This is a genomic window from Bdellovibrio reynosensis (assembly GCF_022814725.1).
Taxonomy (GTDB): Bacteria; Bdellovibrionota; Bdellovibrionia; order Bdellovibrionales; family Bdellovibrionaceae; genus Bdellovibrio; species Bdellovibrio reynosensis.
The window spans coordinates 944495-962928 of the sequence record NZ_CP093442.1 but is presented as its reverse complement, the minus strand read 5'-3'; the positions used below and the strand labels follow the sequence as shown (position 1 = coordinate 962928).

The window sequence follows — 18434 nt, the reverse complement described above, 5'->3', positions numbered from 1 at the left end:
ACCTTCCTTTGTGGTGGCCGTAGCTCAGTTGGTAGAGCATCGGATTGTGATTCCGAGTGTCGCGGGTTCAAGCCCCGTCGGTCACCCCAATTTTTTCTAAAAGCTCCATGGGCTTGAACCTTCGGTCACCCCAATTTTTTCTCTAAAATCCAAAAAAATTTAAGTTATTGGTAAATCCACTGCTCTAGGTGCGCTAGAGGAGATTCGCTATTAAATTGATTAAAAATAAAAAAGGCAGCTCCATAGCTGCCTTTTTTTACTTTTACGATGATCTGACGCCTACTTAACTTCTTCCACCAACTTCAGTTTCGCATCTTTAATCTGCGCCACTGGCGTAATAATTGGCTCATTCAGATCAAGCTCTCTGCCAGTGTTCTCTAAACGATTTTTAATCAGCGCCTTCACGTAAGGTCCACCAAGATTTAGATCACGAAATTTTTGAACATGTCCCACCTCAATGCCCGTAGCCTTTTTAAAGACCTTGTAAACAAGCTCAGAACAGTAAATCAAATCATCCGTCCACTCAAAATAAATATCATAGTCAGCACCAACAAATGGAGCTAGTTGCAAGCGCAGATCTTTTCTGTTTTCACTAGTTAAGCCGGGAACGCGATAAATTCTGTAAGCTTTGTTCTTTCCGCGAGAAATAAATGAACTCAATGAAGTAAAGCGGACCGGCTGAACAGCCTCGGCCACTTGCCACTGACCCTCTTTATAAAACAACATTCCGACATGGGTCCATTTAGAGCCAGTAGCTTCTTGAATGGCTTTTGATTGCACGCCTTGGCTTTCATGAAAAATGATATCGCCATCTTGATAAGTGGCTGCAAAAGAAGAAAAGCTAAAAAGAAAAGAAAGGAACAGCATTGAAAGGGCAGATGTTTTCATTTTTTATTCCTAATAAAGTTATAGTTATTTAAGAAATAAGATGTAAGCGATAAACTTTGCAAGACACTTCTACGTCATAGAACACCATTCCGACGCTCGGACAAGAACCTGCAGATTAACTGTTTAATGGCATCTCGCAATGACTAACGAACGCCGTTAGGTTGAGATTTTTTATCCGTCGGCACGGAATCGCTTGAAGGTGGACTCAATTTTAAGCCTTCAATTTTTTTCACTACAGCTTTTCCCCAGGCGGCAGAATCTTTAGGTCCATAATGAACACCGTCTGATTTTCCAGCGGGATATTTTGTGATCGCCGTCGAATCAATGAAATGACATTTATTTTCTTTCGCTAAACTCTTTAAGCTCTCAATTCCCAGAGGAAGGTTTTTCTTAAACGGGTCCTTAGATAAATCCGGAGGCCCCACCCAAACGCACTCTGAACCTTGCGCGCGAATCGATTTCATCATCGTTTCGACATGTTTTTTTTCTGAAGAAATATTTCCGGTGCTACCAAGAATATTCGTCCCTAATGTGATCACCGTAACTTGCGGTTGAAGTTTTTGAATTTCTTGATCAAAGGAAGGAAGCTTGTGACTTTTAACTCGAATCTCGCGGTCAGCACTGCTTTTCTGCCAAAATCCGCAATTTGTAGATTTAAAATTAGCGGACGTCGTCATCCAAGTTGAAGGCGAAGATCCGCAGCTAGAAAATGAAGTCACCTGTTTTGCATTTTTGCGAAAGTGAGCATCCAAAACCTCACCGTATTTTCCATAGGCGTGGGAGTCGCCCAACAAGAGAACTCGCTCAAAAGAGTTCTCTGCTGAAAAACCAAGATTCAGTAGAACTAAGAATAGTAGGCTAGTCATAAACTTCCTTATTTATAACGGAGTTTGCCTAGCAATTAGATCAAGAGTTTAGCGGGCGTTCAAGTGATACATGAAACAAAACAATCACCTGAAATAAATTAATCGAGGTGAACCTTAAATAGGCGAATTGGTGGGGACTCATCTTTATAGCGCTCTAACTCTAGGACAGGAATTTTGATATTTTCTTGTTCTTTAGTGATTTTAATAGTTCCCCATTTGCCTTCAACTTTAAGGCCTGGGATTGATGCTAAGAATACTTCTAAACTTAATGTTTCACCATTCACCCGGAACTGAGAACCATAGGCACTAGTGCTAATGTAAAGTTCTCCATTTACTTTTAAAAGATCAAAATTCTTCTGCAAGGTCGTACCTAAATCGGTCGTATAAGAAAATACTCCCATCACATCTGTGATCACGTCAGCCTTACGCCACTGGTGGGTCGGTTGATGCTCAAAAATTCCTTCATGGGTTTGCAGTTTTCCCTCAAAATTTGGCATTCCAAACCAGCGATCAATTTTGAAGGCAACAGCCGTCGTATAAGGACGAGCTTCTGAGTCGCGGGACTTCATAAATTCAATCAAAGCCTTAGCTTTGCCAGCGCCCATATCAATCCAGTGACTTTCTGGAGTCATTCTTTCTAAAGCTTTCGTAAAATCAGGATGCAGATCATGGGTATAGTCCCATAAGGTGCGGTCTGTAATAAAACTATTCTTTGCAACTTTTTCAGTGATGGTTGCAGTGGCAGGCCGAGGAATTTCCTTAAACAAATCCTCGCAGCGAATTTGTGCATGGGCATCATTTAAAAATAAAAAACAAATGATAAAAAGTGCAGACAGCATCCAGTGTCTCATATTGAGATTCACCAACAATTTACGCCAACGACTGACCAAAGATTTCTGTTTTCTTTGTTCTATAGTCCACTCAATTGATTTGTACGCATCTCTGTAAGCCATGAAATTACAAGATTCAATCTTCAAGCCAACTTCCGTAACTTGACCGATTCCTATACGATAAAGTACCGAATCTGTGGAGGGTTACTGTGAGATTCTTTTTAAGATTTGGAATATTGTCGCTAATAGCATGCCTCTTTGCTCTAAATGCTCACTCCGCCAACGATAAAACGCTCACGGTCATCACACACGAAGCCGCTCCCTGGATGGCGGAAAAACTTCCCGACGGCGGAGCTATTTTCTATGCTCTAAAAAAAGTTCTAGAAAAGAAGGACTACAATTTAAAAGTTATATTCGCGCCATCATGGATTCGGGCAAAAATGGATGCCGTTAAGAAGTCCGAAATCGATGCTTACTTCCCAATACGAACCATTGAGCATGAAGATGTTTTTATGTTTACAGATGTGATGTTTGAAAGTCCCTGGAGTATTGCAGAAAGAAAAGATCATCCAATCCTATTTCGCGATCTGCAGGATCTAAAAAGATATACGGCAGGAAATGTTCAAGGTGTTGAGCTTCGTCCAGGAATCGAGGATCTAGTCAAACAGGGATTAAAAGTCGAAACTACGTCGAGCCAAGAAAACAACCTGTTAAAATTAGCTACGGGTAGGGTGGACTTTATTTTTATCGATAAAGGAGTGTATCGTTTCACACTGGCGATGGAGCCATCACTGAAGCAATACCGTGACAAGTTGCAATTGAATGCAAAGCCCATAGTGGTTGAAAAATACAAGCTAGCTTTAAAGAAAAAAAACGTCCCCAAGGAATTTGTCGCTTTCTTTAATTCTACACATGACGAATTTAATAAGCACCTAGAAGATTATTATAAAATGTTAGAAACAAAAAAGCCGTAAGCTTTGTGTTAGCACACCTCTACAAAAAGAAAACCTGACGATCCCGCCGTCATTGCTTATGCTCCTTTTTTCGGGAGGTTCAAATGATAAAAATTCTTCTCGCCTTGATAGCTGTAGTCGTACTTGTTGCGTGCAGAGACGATGACACAAATTCCCTCAATCCTCCCTTAACTCAAAAACCAGGCGTCCCAGTAGCTACCCCCGATTTTTCTAGAACCGACTTCATGAGAGACCTAGACGATCCTTGGGACATGGCCTTCACATTGGATAGCACGATGTTTTTCACCGAAAAATGCAGAGGCCTCTCTGTTCGAACTCCCGATGGAAAGGTAACTAAACTTTTCGGCGGAAACGGCTACAACACCTTCGTTCCAGATTTCTTCTGTGCCGGTCAATCCGGCATGCATGGCGTAGCTATCGATCCAAACTTTGCAAGCAATCGCCGCATCTACGTCTTCATGCCCTCTGAACTAAGTTCACCAAGAACAAACCGAATCGTAAGATTAGTTGTCGATGCAAACTTTACTTCCGTCTCTGAAAGAACCGACATCATCACTGACATCTCCTTTAAAGACCGCAGAAACCTCTGGGGAGGAGTCGGCACCCATAGCGGAGGTCGCATTAGGTTCGGCCCTGACGGATATCTTTACATAACAACCGGGGATAACCACAACGGTCCTTTGCCTCAAGATTTAACTAAACTAGGCGGAAAAATCCTTAGAGTCGACACCAACGGAAAAGCAGCTCCAGGCAACAACACTCCTACAGGAGGCGACCCGCGCATTTACGTTTACGGCCTTAGAAATGCCCAGGGCCTAACGTTCAAACCGTCAAACGGTAGGCCCTTCATTGCCGAACACGGCCCTAATCACAGCGACGAAGTCACAGCCTTATCTCCTGGAGGAAACGGCGGCTGGGACCCAAAACCAGATTCCGGAGTCAGTTGTGCGGATAATTACTGCGGCTATATTTCTAACAGAAAAGACGGCAAATTAACTTCGATGACTGACACTGATAAATTCCCTCAAGCCTTAAAGCCTCTATTCGTGATGCCTGATTCGCAAGGAATGGGTACCGCAGCGTTTGTGGTTGGTCAGCAGTGGAAAGATTGGAACGGAATATTATTAGTAAGTCTAATGGCCTCTGAAAAGCTCATCGCCTTAAAGGTCAACGACCAAGACGGATTATCATCAATAACTCCAGTGAACGTTCCAAGCGAAAGAATACGTTCCATCGTACAAGGTCCCGACAGCAACATCTATATGGCACTCGATGACGGCACGATCTGGAAATTTACTCCGAAATAAAAAGGGAGCCTCTAAAAGGCTCCCTTTTTATACTACAGTCTTGATCTTTCCCAACCTTCATCATTTTTGTAGATAGCTTTATACTGCAACGGAGCCAGACCAAATTCTCCCTCAACTTGGCTCTGCAAATTAAGTGGGACGCCTTGATTTTGAAGAACTTTACTAACAGTGATCTCTGAAAGCCGTTTTGCACAAGCTTCCGAAGCCTCTTCAGAAAGATTTTGGACATAGAAACGCTCTAGTGTGGGATCTTTCGGAGAATAAAGAACAAAAGAATTTTTCTCAGCTAAAACGACCTGGATAGAAAAAGTCGCAGAAAATCCGCAAATCTTATTTTCAATTTTCATTATATTTTTTCGAGAATCAAAAGTAATTTTGTCAGAAATTTTATCGCCGTTTTCGATGGCTGCTACTTTTGCGTTGGCAAAAAGAGGCAGAACCATCTTCGTCACATCAACTGGTACTGCGTTGGTTCTGTAAATATGACCGAACATAGATGAAGAACGGGTGAGCGGAGCAAAGGTAAAAGTAGTGTTAGAGGCTGCTGCATTTGCTACACGATCTAAGTCTGCGCGAAAGACGCCCTGAGCGATGTATTCGAAGGGCTGTAAGTCCAAATTCTTTTTACGATATTCTAATCCATCTAAACAAATGGATTGCGCTTTGTCCTCCGGTAGGGGATTTTCCTTATCATCCCTCATATTAGCATTTAGCAATTCATAGCTTTTTACTTTCATTACTATATTAGTAGTCTCGATTTTATCAAAACTAAGCTGGCCTTTTTCATTCCAAACACAAACCCCGGAATAGATTAAATCAGAAGAGTTTCCATTCTCTCTATATTTTGCAGTTGTCGCCTCAGAGCGCATTTCGTAGGTGCCATTTTTTTTAATTTCGATGGTTCGACTTGGGGAAGAGTATGTACCTACCATTTTAGGCAGGTATTCTGCGGTATAATCGGTTTTGCCGCTGCAGCCATTGATCAAAACAGAAAACAAAGTTAACGACCCGATAAGTAATTGATTACTGAAATTCATAAACGCTCCTTCTTAAGCAAAGCCTTCAGTTAGCAAGTGGTATACCAGGGGTCATTTTTCTTGAAATGGTCTTAAAAGCGATCTGAGGTCCGGTGGTCGATTTTTTTCTTTTTTTTGAGAAAGCTTTTATTAGAAAGGGAATTGCACAGACTTTAGGTACCTTTCCTTACCTACTTTTTAGAAAAAGTCTTATTTTTCCTCCGTCAAACCTCTAGTTGTCACGGCACAGGGGTAGATTAAAAAACTGCAATCCATCAACCTAGCGACTCCTTACCGCAATTTCTAACAGGGAGATGGAATGAAGTTAAACGCTTACACTATGATGATCGTTCTTTCCTTAGGTCTCGCAGCCGGTTGTGCGCCGGGCGACTCAGGAGAGGGAACACCAAACGAAGCAATCTCTTCACAAACAAATTCAGCAATCGAAGACGGCGCTTCAGAAGATATCGCAGACCACATTCACAATGACAGCTCAGAAACACAATTAGATTCAGAAATCGAAAGCCTTGGCTGTGTTAGAGCAAGTTCTTCACAAAAATCAGCTGTAAATCTTGGCAACACCAAAAAAGATGAATTCCTACAAAAGTGCGCGCAAGAAACAAACAACTCTTTTTACTGCGCTCAACTAGTCCGTCCTAATCCAAAAAGCTCCAGCACTTTCAGATGTACATACGGATCATCGCAAACTCACTCATTAGTTCATCCCGACGAGAACACGTGGAAGTACCCAATTGAAGCAGTTAAAGTTCTTCAAGATCTTTCTGCTAAAGGAATCAAAATCAGCCACATCTATAACTGGTGGAGACCAGAACCCTACAACAAAAACGTAGGCGGAGCTAAAGGTCGTCATCCCTATGGAACATCTGTGGACGTTCGCTTCGGCAGCGAAGGTGAAGCTAACAAAGCCTTCCGTGAACTATGCAAAATGCGCGCGAAAAAACGCATCAGAGCCATCGGTCACTACGGAAGCGCCTCTTTACACATCGGTGTGGGTGATCGTTTAGCCAACACTTGGGGTAAACGCTGTAACTAAGATCTAAATATTAAAATAAGAATGTAGAATAGGGAGTCAGCGTAGCAATACGCTGGCTCTCTGTGCTTTTAGAGATTAAGCGAAATAATCATGACGCTAAGATGGCACGGGCAAAATGAAATCTAAGATTGGTAGCTACAGACGAGTTACTTTCAGTGGGGTATTCTCAACCAAGATGTGTATAAAAATCGAAGCCTAATTTAGTTTCGAAAATATGTGGTCTTCTTTAAAAGTTGTTTCTTCATTATATATGGAAGGTCTTCTGAGAGAGTTTTTAAAAATTCCCTCGAATCTTTAATGTGATATCGAATTAGATGGCTGCCGAGATGATTCTTTGAGGGGCAATTTAAAAAAATCGCTAATTATTTTGTGCTAAGTGAAGCAGCACACTAACGGTCGGTTTAAGAAAACGAGCAAAAAATACCTGGACTGGGTTGATTATGCTTAAAAACTAAGCATAATATCCGGTGTGGTGCTGCGAAGATTAGCAATAAAAAACCTTGCACACTCAAGGTTTCCCCACTATAAACCGTAATCTCTTCGGCGATACGTTTGATCTTCAAACAGTAACACCTTCCAAAATTTGATTTGTATTCAAATAGTGGAAGTCATGTTGCATCGCGGAAGAAATGAGATGGGAACTTTTTTTAAAAAAGATTTTTTTGAAAAAAGTTTTTCTGAAGTGTTGACAAGCCGAACGGGCTTCGATAAAACTTCCACCTCGTCGCTAAGAAACATTAACGACGAGTAATTTCGCTCTTTGAAAACTGAATAGCTAGATATGATAGATTTTTGGGCTCTTTGAATGATGAGTAATTATCATTCACAATTTCAAAAAATATATTCGAACAAACACAGCGTAAGCTAGTTGTTTGCTTAGAGAACAGAATTATAACTGGAGAGTTTGATTCTGGCTCAGAACAAACGCTGGCGGCGTGCCTAATACATGCAAGTCGAACGGGGAAAGCTTTCGGGTGAGTACTAGTGGCGCACGGGTGAGTAACGCGTGGATAATCTGCCTTGAAGAGGGGGATAACTAGTCGAAAGATTAGCTAATACCGCATAAGACCACAAGAACTGAGGTTCAAGGGGTCAAAGGTTTTTCGCTTCAAGATGAGTCCGCGTAAGATTAGCTAGTTGGTGAGGTAATGGCTCACCAAGGCGACGATCTTTAACTGGTCTGAGAGGATGATCAGTCACACTGGAACTGAGACACGGTCCAGACTCCTACGGGAGGCAGCAGTAGGGAATATTGCACAATGGAGGAAACTCTGATGCAGCGACGCCGCGTGAGTGATGAAGGCCTTCGGGTCGTAAAGCTCTGTCGCAGGGGAATAACACAATGAATGTACCCTGTAAGAAAGGATCGGCTAACTTCGTGCCAGCAGCCGCGGTAAGACGAGGGATCCTAGCGTTGTTCGGAATCATTGGGCGTAAAGCGGGTGTAGGTGGCTATGTAAGTCAGGTGTGAAAGCCTAGGGCTCAACCCTAGAAGTGCATCTGATACTGCGTAGCTTGAGTGCTGGAGAGGATAGTAGAATTGTTGGTGTAGTGGTGAAATACGTAGATATCAACAGGAATACCGGTGGCGAAGGCGGCTATCTGGCCAGACACTGACACTCAGACCCGAAAGTGCGGGGATCAAACAGGATTAGATACCCTGGTAGTCCGCACCATAAACGATGGATACTTGTTGTTGGAGGTATTGACCCCTTCAGTGACGAAGCTAACGCGTTAAGTATCCCGCCTGGGGAGTACGGTCGCAAGATTAAAACTCAAAGAAATTGACGGGGGCCCGCACAAGCGGTGGAGCATGTGGTTTAATTCGATGCAACGCGAAGAACCTTACCTAGGCTTGACATGTACTGGAAGACTGGCAGAAATGCCGTCGCCCGCAAGGGTCGGTACACAGGTGCTGCATGGCTGTCGTCAGCTCGTGTCGTGAGATGTTGGGTTAAGTCCCGCAACGAGCGCAACCCCTGCATTTAGTTGCCAGCATTCAGTTGGGCACTCTAGATGGACTGCCGGTGTTAAACCGGAGGAAGGTGGGGATGACGTCAAGTCCTCATGGCCCTTATGCCTAGGGCTACACACGTGCTACAATGGTGGTCACAGAGCGAAGCTAAGCCGCAAGGTAGAGCAAATCGCTTAAAAGCCATCTAAGTTCAGATTGATCTCTGCAACTCGAGATCATGAAGTTGGAATCGCTAGTAATCGCGGATCAGAATGCCGCGGTGAATACGTTCCCGGGCCTTGTACACACCGCCCGTCACACCATGAAAGTCGGCTGTACCAGAAGTCGCTGCGCTAACCGCAAGGAGGCAGGCGCCCAAGGTATGGTCGATGATTGGGGTGAAGTCGTAACAAGGTAGCCGTAGGGGAACCTGCGGCTGGATCACCTCCTTTCTAAGGATTATCCGGTCAATCTTCATTAAGACTTGTTCTTAATAAGTTAAAATGACCCAATCTTAGGTCAACTCACTCTTCCCGAGTGGGTGAGTCCCAAAAATCTCATCTAGCTATTTAGTTTTGAAAGAGTGATTTCTCACTCGAAAATCCCACACGGGCCTGTAGCTCAGTTGGTTAGAGCACACGCTTGATAAGCGTGGGGTCGGATGTTCAAGTCATCCCAGGCCCACCAACTTAGTCGCAGAAGTGTGATCGGTAAACGATCCATGGCCTAAGTTGCCGATTCACTCCGACTCCGTCGGAGTAGATTTGTAAGGGATGCGCGAGAGAGAATTTGCTTCGAACGATTTTCGTTCTTTGACAACTGAATAGATTGATTTAATTGATTTTTAGCGAGGTTAGTTCCATTTTTTTAAGCTACAAAGGGCTTACGGTGGATGCCTTGGCACTAAGAAGCGATGAAGGACGTGGTAAGCTGCGATAAGCTTCGGGGAGTGGCACACACACTTTGATCCGGAGATTTCCGAATGGGGAAACCCACCATTTATGGTATCACTCACTGAATTCATAGGTGTTTGAAGCGAACGAGGGGAAGTGAAACATCTCAGTACCCTCAGGAAGAGAAATCAAATCCGAGATTACCCTAGTAGTGGCGAGCGAACGGGTAACAGCCTAAACCTTAATCATTTATTTGATTGAGGGGTCGTGGGACCACAATGTGGGACTTAAGAAGTTAGATTAACAGTCTGGAAAGTCTGGCGAAACAGGGTGATAGCCCCGTAATCGAAAACTTCAAGAGCCCTAGTGGCATCCCGAGTACCACGGAACACGTGAAATTCCGTGGGAATCTGCGAGGACCACCTCGTAAGGCTAAATATTCCTTAGTGACCGATAGAGGACAAGTACCGTGAGGGAAAGGTGAAAAGAACCCCGAGAGGGGAGTGAAATAGAACCTGAAACCGTAAGTCTACAAGCAGTTAGAGCCCTTTATATGGGCGATAGCGTACCTTTTGCATAATGAGTCAGCGAGTTATGTTTGCATGCGAGGTTAAGCCGTTGAAGGTGGAGCCGTAGCGAAAGCGAGTCTGAATAGGGCGATTTAGTATGCAGGCATAGACCCGAAACCCGGTGATCTAATCATGGCCAGGTTGAAGCGGAGGTAACACTCCGTGGAGGACCGAACAAGTTGAGGTTGAAAACTCTTTTGATGAGCTGTGATTAGGGGTGAAAGGCCAATCAAACTGGGTGATAGCTGGTTCTCCCCGAAATATATTTAGGTATAGCGTTGAGTAAAAAGTATCGTGGAGGTAGAGCACTGAATGGGCTAGGGGTCTTTACCGGATTACCAAACCCAAATAAACTCCGAATGCCACAGATATGTTCCTCAGCAGGCAGACGCAGGGTGATAAGGTCATGCGTCGAGAGGGAAAGAGCCCAGACCAACAGCTAAGGTCCCTAAATGCACGCTCAGTGGAGAACGTTGTGGAGTTACTTTGACAACTAGGAGGTTGGCTTAGAAGCAGCAATCCTTTAAAGAAAGCGTAATAGCTCACTAGTCTAGTGACTCTGCGCGGAAGATACAACGGGGCTAAGCGTGTTACCGAAGCTTTGGATTAAGATATTTTATATTTTAGTGGTAGGGGAGCGTTCTAGTGTAGGATGAAGATTGACCGGTAGGACAGTTGGACGAACTAGAAGTGATCATGCTGACATAAGTAGCGTTGAACTCGGGTGAAAAACCCGGGCGCCGAAAACTCAAGGATTCCTGGGCAAGGATAATCCTCCCAGGGTTAGTCGAGACCTAAGATGAGGCCAATTGGCGTAATCGATGGCAAAACGGTTAATATTCCGTTACCTAGCAAATTGTGTTTAAGGAATGACGGTGTAGGATATCACAGCCTCTTATTGGATTGAGGTGTAAGCATGTAGGAGGATCAGTAGGCAAATCCGCTGGTCGTAACTCTGAGGTGTGAATGCGAGGGACTTTGTCCCGGAAGTGTGAAAAGCCATGCATCCAAGAAAAGTTTCGTAAATTTAGATTTGTTAGCTCGTACCGTAAACCGACTCAGGTGAGTGGGGTGAATATCCTAAGGCGATGGGGTGAATTTTGGTCAAGGAACTCGGCAACTTAACACCGTAACTTCGGGAAAAGGTGTGCCTAAGAGAGTGTAAGGGCTTGCCCCCCAAGCTTTTTTAGGTCGCAGAGAAATGGGAGTAGCGACTGTTTATCAAAAACACAGGTATGTGCAAAGTCACAAGACGAAGTATACATACTGACGCCTGCCCGGTGCTGGAAGGTTAAGAGGATTAGTTAGCGCAAGCGAAGCTGAGAATCGAAGCCCCAGTAAACGGCGGCCGTAACTATAACGGTCCTAAGGTAGCGAAATTCCTTGTCGGGTAAGTTCCGACCTGCACGAATGGCGTAACGACTTCTCCGGTGTCTCGACCAAATGCCTCGCGAAATTGAATTCTCGGTGAAAATGCCGAGTACCCGCAGAAAGACGGAAAGACCCCGTGAACCTTTACTGTAGCTTGGCAGTGATTTTAGAGTTGGCATGTGTAGGATAGGTGGGAGACTTTGAAGCCGGGGCGCTAGCCCCGGTGGAGTCAACCTTGAAATACCACCCTTGGCAACTTTGAAATCTAACCTGCTGCTCTTTACGAGCAGAGGGACACTGTCTGGTGGGCAGTTTGACTGGGGCGGTCGCCTCCCAAAAAGTAACGGAGGCGCGCGATGGTCCCCTCAGCCTGATTGGAAACCAGGCGTCGAGTGCATTGGCATAAGGGGGCTTGACTGCGAGACCTACAAGTCGAGCAGGTGCGAAAGCAGGCCAAAGTGATCCGGTGGTCCCGCGTGGAAGGGCCATCGCTCAACGGATAAAAGGTACTCCGGGGATAACAGGCTTATTCCATCCAAGAGTCCATATCGACGATGGAGTTTGGCACCTCGATGTCGGCTCATCACATCCTGGGGCTGGAGCAGGTCCCAAGGGTTTAGCTGTTCGCTAATTAAAGTGGTACGCGAGCTGGGTTCAGAACGTCGTGAGACAGTTTGGTCCTTATCTTCTGTGGGCGTATGAGATTTGCGCAGACCTGTCCTTAGTACGAGAGGACCGGGATGGACGAACCTCTGGTGTTCCTGTTGTCGCGCCAGCGGCAATGCAGGGTAGCTATGTTCGGAATTGATAACCGCTGAAAGCATCTAAGCGGGAAGCAAACTGCAAGATTAGATCTCACTGGGGCTTCGGCCCCCTAAAGACTCCTTGGAGACTACGAGGTTGATAGGCAGAAGGTGTAAGTGTAGTAATACATTCAGCTGATCTGTACTAATAGGTCGTGAGGCTTTTTTAAATTTTTTCTTCTTAATTTTATTAACGAAGATTTCGTCTCTAAGACTTCTTTGAAAAAAGAACGAGAGACTAGCTCTCTGAATAAGTAAGAGAGTGATAATTGGAACTAACAGAACCTTACTCTAACGAAGTTAGAGTGTATAAGGCTCGCTAAAAATCAGTTAAATTAATCATTCGGTTGAATAACCAAAGTTCTATCCGGATCGCGAGATCCTGGATAAAACAAGAGGGAGAAATCCTCTTGGAGAGCTAAGAACACTTTGTTTTAATAAACGCTTTGCTGGTGTTTATAGCAGAGGGGCCACACCTGATCCCATTCCGAACTCAGAAGTTAAGTCCTCTTGCGGCGATGGTATTGCATGGGCGACCATGTGGGAGAGTAGCACGATGCCAGCTCTTTTTTACTCGAACCCGGGTTACGAAAGTAATCCGGGTTTTTTTTTGTCTTCTTCGGGCCGGTCGTCGATAAGGGCTCAATCGACTGCGTTGGAATCCTCTTGTCCTCGCTCCGATGTGGCGCTGCCACACCTGCGCTGCGGGAAGAGGCTTCCGCCTTGCGCTTGAACCCTTCTCGCCAACCTTTGTTCCTCGGTTGGTTCTTCAAAAATTCCCTTTGGTCATTTTTTTCTAATTCCTCTTTTTTGGATTTTGGATTCACGCGAAAAGAATAGATGAGATTAGATCTAAATAGATTAGTTATGAACCACTAATGGGGTCGGTCCGATAATTGAAATAGGGGACGGAACCTAGTGGAGGTTTATGATGTCATCTAATTTTTCAAAATTTTTTTTGCTAACGATCGGTCTTTATTTTCTTTCTGGTTGTGCGGCTACTCATGTTGCTGTCTCTAAAAGAAATCTTGATGTTCAAACTAAAATGAGTGCGAGTCTTTTTGTTGAACCTATCGAGAACGAAAAATTAAAGAAGGTCTACATTCAGGCTAAGAATACGTCTGACAAACAAGAGTTTAGAATTTCCCATGAATTGGAACAGGCATTTGCAGCGAAAGGTTTTAAAGTTGTTTCAAAAATGAACCAAGCCAACTTTGTAGTTCAAGTGAATATACTTCAAGTTGGAAAAATGGATCCGAGTGCAGCCGAGGCTTCAGTTTACAGAGGTTACGGTACTGACGGAATCGCGTTAGGTGCTAGCTCTGCTTACTTAGCTGGTGGGGATAGTAAACAAATGGTTGGTGCAGGAATTCTTGGTGGACTTGCTTCTGTAGTTGCCGACTCTGTCGTAAAAGATGTTCACTTTAGTGTAATTACTGATGTGCAAATTAAAGAACGTCTCAATGGACAGGGAAAAGTTGAGACGACGTCCCTTCATCACAATCAATCGGGTACTAGCGGTCATTTAATTTCAAAATATTCTGAGAAAACAAATTGGAAGGTTCAGCAAACTCGAATTTTAAGTTCAGCTAACAAAATGAACTTAGATTTTAATGAGGCTGCGCCAAGACTTCAGACTTCTCTTGTTCAAAGTATTGTAAATATCTTCTAGCTACTTCAAGCAAAATGAATCGATCAGGCTCCGGAGGCTTCTTTGCCTCTGGAGTGCTTGTCCTCGCTCAAACGGCGCCCTTTCTGTTACATAAAATTTCTTATTTATGGTTCTGGTTTTTCAGAACTCTGCGAGTTTTTTCGTCTTAAAATTAGAAAAAGCATAAACAAAATATTGTGGTTTTAAACATGTTTTTGATTGTTTTTCTGGACGGTGTCTCACTCGTAAGGTGTTGAAACTACGAGCTAATCTCATTGGAGTCGAGTGGGTGGAGCTTTTTTTATGCCCCTGTGGTATTCTAATCATATCAATTAACAGGAATCACTTCCTGTGAGCTTTTTAAGTCATTTTTTGACTGATCAAAAAAAGATTCTCTCGGGGCTTCGCTCGAGAAACGGGATGAAAAAAACTAAATAGAGTTAAGAAAGGGTCGAGATACGACAGGGTGTCTTATGGCTATGGCATATTTATATCTTGCGATGGCGATTGTTTTTGAGGTTATTGGTACAATTACGATGAAGTATTCAGAGGGATTCACAAAGGTGCTTCCAGTGATAATGACAGTGATTTGTCATGGAATCTGCTTTGTGGCGCTCGCTGTAGCACTAAAATCTTTACCGGTCAGTTTAGCTTATGCAATTTGGGCCGGCGTGGGTACGGCAATTATGGCGTTGATTGGATTATTTATGTTCAATGAGCCTTTGCCAATCCAAAAAGTTTTAGCGACTAGCTTGATTATTGCCGGTGTGGTGATGTTGAACTTTGCAGATACTAAGTCTGAAAAAGTTGAACAAGTAGCGAAGATTGAATCTTCAAGTCTTTCTCCAGAGAAAAATGTCGTGGTGGAAGAACCTACTTCCCCCTATCAGCAGGATCAAAACGCCGGTTAGCATTATTCAAATCTATATTTTTAAAGGCCTTCCAGAATGTCTGGAGGGCCTTTTCTTTATTGTAAGCTGACATCGCTTCTGTTGTTTTTAGAAATAAGAGTCTGAAAACCTTTCTCAAGCAATTTTATACGGCAAACAATGACTATGAGGTGGGAATGAAAGTCTTTCTTTTCGCAGCTTCGTTACGTAAGGGATCTTACAACAAAAAACTCGTTCGAATTGCAGCGGACCTGCTTAGTGAACACGTTTTTTGCGAAGTCGAAGTTTGTGAGTTTAATGAATTTCCCATGCCGATGTTTAACGCCGATATTGCCGAAGAGTTTGGAATTCCTGATTCCATCGCTAAGTTAGGAAATAAGATTCAGGAGGCCGATGCCGTTATAATTTCAACCCCAGAATATAACGGAAGTATTCCTGGAACCTTGAAAAATGCCATTGATTGGTTATCGATGTTAGATCCCAATCCTTTGGCGAAAAAATATGTTTGTCTTATCGGAGCTTCTGATGAACGCCTAGGTGGAGTCCGGGGAAATATACATTGTCGTGTCCCGTTCCATATTCTTGGAGCATATATGTATCCAAATTACTTCGACGTCGCTCTTTCAGACACAGCGTTTGATGAAAAAGGTCAGCTTAAAGATCCTAAGCAGGTTGAAAAACTAAATGATATTTTAGGGGATTTTCTTCGCTTTGCTTCTAGAAAAGAATCACCATTTGATGTGTTGGATGACTTTATCGGCAATCGTGATTTCACTCGTTCAAATAATGCTAATCACTGATACCTGGATGCCATCAATGATTAATCTTTTGCTCTATCAAGCTGAGATTGGTTGAGTAAAAGTTGCCAGAGAACCCACTGCAGAAATTTGTGCCTCGGGAAGAAAGAAAGAAAGAAAGAAAGAAAGAAAGAAAGAAAGAAAGAAAGAAAGAAAGAAAGAAAGAAAGAAAGAAAGAAAGAAAGAAGAAAGAAGAAAGAAAGAAAGAAAGAAAGAAAGAAAGAAAGAAAGAAAGAAAGAAAGAAAGAAAGAAAGAAGAAAGAAGAAAGAAGAGAGAAGAAAAGAAGAAGAAGAAGAAGAAGAAGAAGAAGCCTGTCAGAAGAACTTCTTCTTTTTTATTTTGTATGAATAGAATTACTTCAAGATTGATTTCTTAAGATCCGCAACGCCATCGTCGGATGGTTTTCCTAACCAGATCGAGAATACTTTTTCGATAAGGCCAGCTCCGCCTTTGATTTCTGATACTGTGCCTGCAGTTGATTCGTAAGAGATGACTTCAGTATTGTCAGCTAGTTTTGTGCCCAGGATGGAAAGGGCCTTGCCTTCTTTGGCTTCTCCGCCTTGGGAGACTGCGGAAAGGAATTGCTTAATGCCTGCATCGTCAGTGTTTACTTTATTTGCCTTGAAGGCTTCAACGAAGGACTGCTGAACTTTTTCTGCCTCAACGTTTCTTAAGAAGTGCAATTGAACTGCGGCCGCTTTTTGAGCTTTTAGAGAAGTTAATGCTTCGGCATCAGACTTTTTGAATGACTCAGGATTGCTTACAAAAAGTTGTCCTACGTAAACTTTTACGTTTACGAAAACTACTTTTTTGCTGCGTAAACCAGCACCGACGGAAGATAACGTGGAAGCTTGGCCTTCAGTGGTTGCAGATACTGAGGCTGGTAAAGAAATGCCTTCGATTTTTGGGCCAGCGCCCGTCGGAGTTAAAAGAGCAGCCATTGATGCAGAAGCCATCAAGCTTACCAAAGATGCGACAAGAATGTGTTTCATAAGAATTCCTTTCCGTTCCTTCCATAAAAGGATTTGCTTGGGGCGGGTTATTGTCAACTTGGAAAAGTTTTGTTGGCAGCCAAAAGGCCTTAATTTAAGCTCAAAAGGAAGCAATGAGTGACAATAGTAAAAATCTTTTTAGACAAAAACTGGAACTGCTGATCGTAGATGGCACGGAAGAGGTGTTGAATCGAGCGAAGCAGGTTATCTCTCGACATTACCTTACTTTTCAGTCAGTCAATTCTAAGGATCTTGTCCCAGGATCGTTAGGCGAATTGCTGCGCGCCCAAGTCATTCTTATCGCGCAAAATCAGGTGGAGAGTTCTGAAGCTTTTATTCAGCGTGCTACTGGTGTCCTAAAGGTTTTTCCAAGATCACGAATGATTGCCGTAGGCTTACCCGGATTTCAATGGAGTGAAGCTGTTGCGAATGTATCAGTGTTGAGTTCTTTTGAGTTTTTGCAGACCTTGAAGTTTGAATATCTTTGCCTTCTTCGTTGTCGTGGTCAATTTCAGTCGATCAGTTCTTCTGATTTATTTCCTATGACATCGATGAGCTTTCCGGCGTTTATCAGATTAAGTCTAAATCAGCGCTACCTCGCTGTGGTTTATAGCAATACGGTTTTATCAGATGATAGGTTCCAACGCTTGGTGAAAGCAGAGGGTGGCCTTTATATTCAGAACAAAGATTCTGAAAAGTATCTTGAATATATCAAAAACTATTTTGATACCTCTGGCAAAAGCATGCACAAGAGAGCTCGTGCGAGTTTCTTAGCGATTTATAGTCAATGTCTGCAATTGAATGAATTTCTTTTGTTTGATTTGGTACAGCCCAATGAAGTCCGCGTAGGACAGCTTTATCAGGATCTGAAGAAATTGATTGAAAGTCTCTTTGACGCTTTAAAGAGTGATGCGGATTTATGGGATGTATTTAGAGAAGCTCTTGAAGAGGAACCTGCAAATTATTGGCGCGCGCCTTGGATTGCAACTTATTCTGCATTGATTGCGATTAAGGGTAATCAGGGTGATCCGATGGTGGCTTTTCTAGCTGCGCTGTTTACTGATCTAGGAATTTTCGATCTTGAGGATAGTGTGACTCGCGAATATCTGTTTTCCTCAGAGAGAAAAGTTTTAGAAAATCAGCAATCGCAATTTGAAAAGCATCCGATTCTTTCTTTGAATCGTGCTTTGATTAAAAAACTTCCTATTGAAGATTCAGTAAAGTCAGTCTTGGTTTGCACCCATGAAAGGGCAGATCAAAAAGGTTTTCCAAATCAAGTGCCAACAGAAATGCTACCAATCGAAGCGCAGATCGTCATGTTCGCTGAAAAAATCGATCAAGCAGCTTTAACTAAACTTAAAGAAACTGGAACCGGTTTTCGCTTCCAACGGGAAAAAGTTTGGGAACACGAAAAAAATAATCTAGGTAATTTCAGTTCGGAATTTCTCGATAAAATCGCCGAAGCTTTAATTTAACTTCGCCACAGCGTATTTATCACTACGGACATTTGTCACATATCATTTAAGTTGTAACTTTTTAAGATTTTATCAAACTTTCCAGTTTAGCGGGCTTTATCGA

Annotated in this window: 13 protein-coding genes, 2 tRNA genes and 3 rRNA genes; 13 read left to right on the top strand and 5 right to left on the bottom strand. The window is 43.2% G+C overall.

What is annotated here, in order from left to right; all coding sequences use genetic code 11:
• The first annotated feature begins 13 nt into the window (after positions 1 to 13).
• A tRNA-His gene (locus MNR06_RS04475) sits at positions 14 to 89 on the top strand.
• A gap of 190 nt (positions 90 to 279) precedes the next feature.
• Here the strand turns inward: MNR06_RS04475 and MNR06_RS04470 are convergent.
• From MNR06_RS04470 to MNR06_RS04460, 3 genes are all read right to left on the bottom strand, one after another.
• Positions 280 to 888 carry a YiiX/YebB-like N1pC/P60 family cysteine hydrolase gene (locus MNR06_RS04470; RefSeq protein ID WP_243539100.1) on the bottom strand — a complete coding sequence of 203 codons (609 nt, stop codon included), beginning with the start codon at positions 886 to 888 and terminating at the stop codon, positions 280 to 282.
• A gap of 143 nt (positions 889 to 1031) precedes the next feature.
• Positions 1032 to 1754, bottom strand: coding sequence for an SGNH/GDSL hydrolase family protein (locus MNR06_RS04465; RefSeq protein ID WP_243539098.1), 723 nt, complete (start codon positions 1752 to 1754; stop codon positions 1032 to 1034).
• A 98-nt stretch (positions 1755 to 1852) separates the two neighbouring features.
• Complete coding sequence (locus MNR06_RS04460; protein WP_243539096.1) at positions 1853 to 2731, bottom strand: hypothetical protein; 879 nt, start codon at positions 2729 to 2731, stop codon at positions 1853 to 1855.
• Between the two features lie 62 nt (positions 2732 to 2793).
• Between MNR06_RS04460 and MNR06_RS04455 the strand changes: the two genes are divergently transcribed.
• On the top strand, positions 2794 to 3558 hold the full coding sequence (locus MNR06_RS04455; RefSeq protein ID WP_243539094.1) for a substrate-binding periplasmic protein: 765 nt from the start codon (positions 2794 to 2796) through the stop codon (positions 3556 to 3558).
• Between the two features lie 83 nt (positions 3559 to 3641).
• Positions 3642 to 4865 carry a PQQ-dependent sugar dehydrogenase gene (locus MNR06_RS04450; protein WP_243539092.1) on the top strand — a complete coding sequence of 408 codons (1224 nt, stop codon included), beginning with the start codon at positions 3642 to 3644 and terminating at the stop codon, positions 4863 to 4865.
• 32 nt (positions 4866 to 4897) lie between these two features.
• On the opposite strand, the gene MNR06_RS04445 is transcribed toward MNR06_RS04450, so the two are convergent.
• Positions 4898 to 5902, bottom strand: coding sequence for a hypothetical protein (locus MNR06_RS04445; protein ID WP_243539091.1), 1005 nt, complete (start codon positions 5900 to 5902; stop codon positions 4898 to 4900).
• A 298-nt stretch (positions 5903 to 6200) separates the two neighbouring features.
• Here MNR06_RS04445 and MNR06_RS04440 point away from each other — a divergent pair, with 298 nt between their 5' ends.
• The 9 genes from MNR06_RS04440 to MNR06_RS04400 all read left to right on the top strand — a co-directional run bounded on the left by MNR06_RS04440 (position 6201) and on the right by MNR06_RS04400 (position 16240).
• Entirely contained in the window at positions 6201 to 6935 is a 735-nt protein-coding gene (locus tag MNR06_RS04440; RefSeq protein WP_243539088.1) for a hypothetical protein, read from the top strand.
• Between the two features lie 892 nt (positions 6936 to 7827).
• Positions 7828 to 9341: ribosomal RNA gene (locus tag MNR06_RS04435) — 16S ribosomal RNA — on the top strand.
• 158 nt (positions 9342 to 9499) lie between these two features.
• A tRNA-Ile gene (locus MNR06_RS04430) sits at positions 9500 to 9576 on the top strand.
• Between the two features lie 178 nt (positions 9577 to 9754).
• Positions 9755 to 12695 (top strand): 23S ribosomal RNA (locus MNR06_RS04425).
• Positions 12696 to 12973: 278 nt separating this feature from the next.
• A 5S ribosomal RNA gene (gene rrf, locus MNR06_RS04420) occupies positions 12974 to 13090 on the top strand.
• Together the 16S, 23S and 5S rRNA genes with 1 tRNA gene alongside form the textbook arrangement of a ribosomal RNA operon.
• A gap of 363 nt (positions 13091 to 13453) precedes the next feature.
• Positions 13454 to 14197, top strand: a complete 744-nt coding sequence (locus tag MNR06_RS04415; protein ID WP_243539086.1) for a complement resistance protein TraT — start codon at positions 13454 to 13456, stop codon at positions 14195 to 14197.
• Positions 14198 to 14649: 452 nt separating this feature from the next.
• Positions 14650 to 15087, top strand: a complete 438-nt coding sequence (locus MNR06_RS04410) for a DMT family transporter (RefSeq protein WP_243539084.1) — start codon at positions 14650 to 14652, stop codon at positions 15085 to 15087.
• Between the two features lie 155 nt (positions 15088 to 15242).
• Positions 15243 to 15866 (top strand): NADPH-dependent FMN reductase, encoded by a 624-nt coding sequence (locus tag MNR06_RS04405; protein ID WP_243539075.1) that lies wholly within the window; start codon positions 15243 to 15245, stop codon positions 15864 to 15866.
• 62 nt (positions 15867 to 15928) lie between these two features.
• Positions 15929 to 16240, top strand: coding sequence for a hypothetical protein (locus tag MNR06_RS04400; RefSeq protein WP_243539073.1), 312 nt, complete (start codon positions 15929 to 15931; stop codon positions 16238 to 16240).
• Here MNR06_RS04400 and MNR06_RS04395 read toward each other — a convergent pair.
• A complete protein-coding gene (locus MNR06_RS04395; protein ID WP_243539066.1) occupies positions 16218 to 16856 on the bottom strand; it encodes a chalcone isomerase family protein in 639 nt (212 codons plus the stop codon). The genes MNR06_RS04400 and MNR06_RS04395 overlap by 23 nt on opposite strands.
• 113 nt (positions 16857 to 16969) lie before the next feature.
• Here MNR06_RS04395 and MNR06_RS04390 point away from each other — a divergent pair, with 113 nt between their 5' ends.
• Positions 16970 to 18331, top strand: a complete 1362-nt coding sequence (locus tag MNR06_RS04390; protein WP_243539064.1) for an HD-GYP domain-containing protein — start codon at positions 16970 to 16972, stop codon at positions 18329 to 18331.
• Positions 18332 to 18434: the final 103 nt, after the last annotated feature.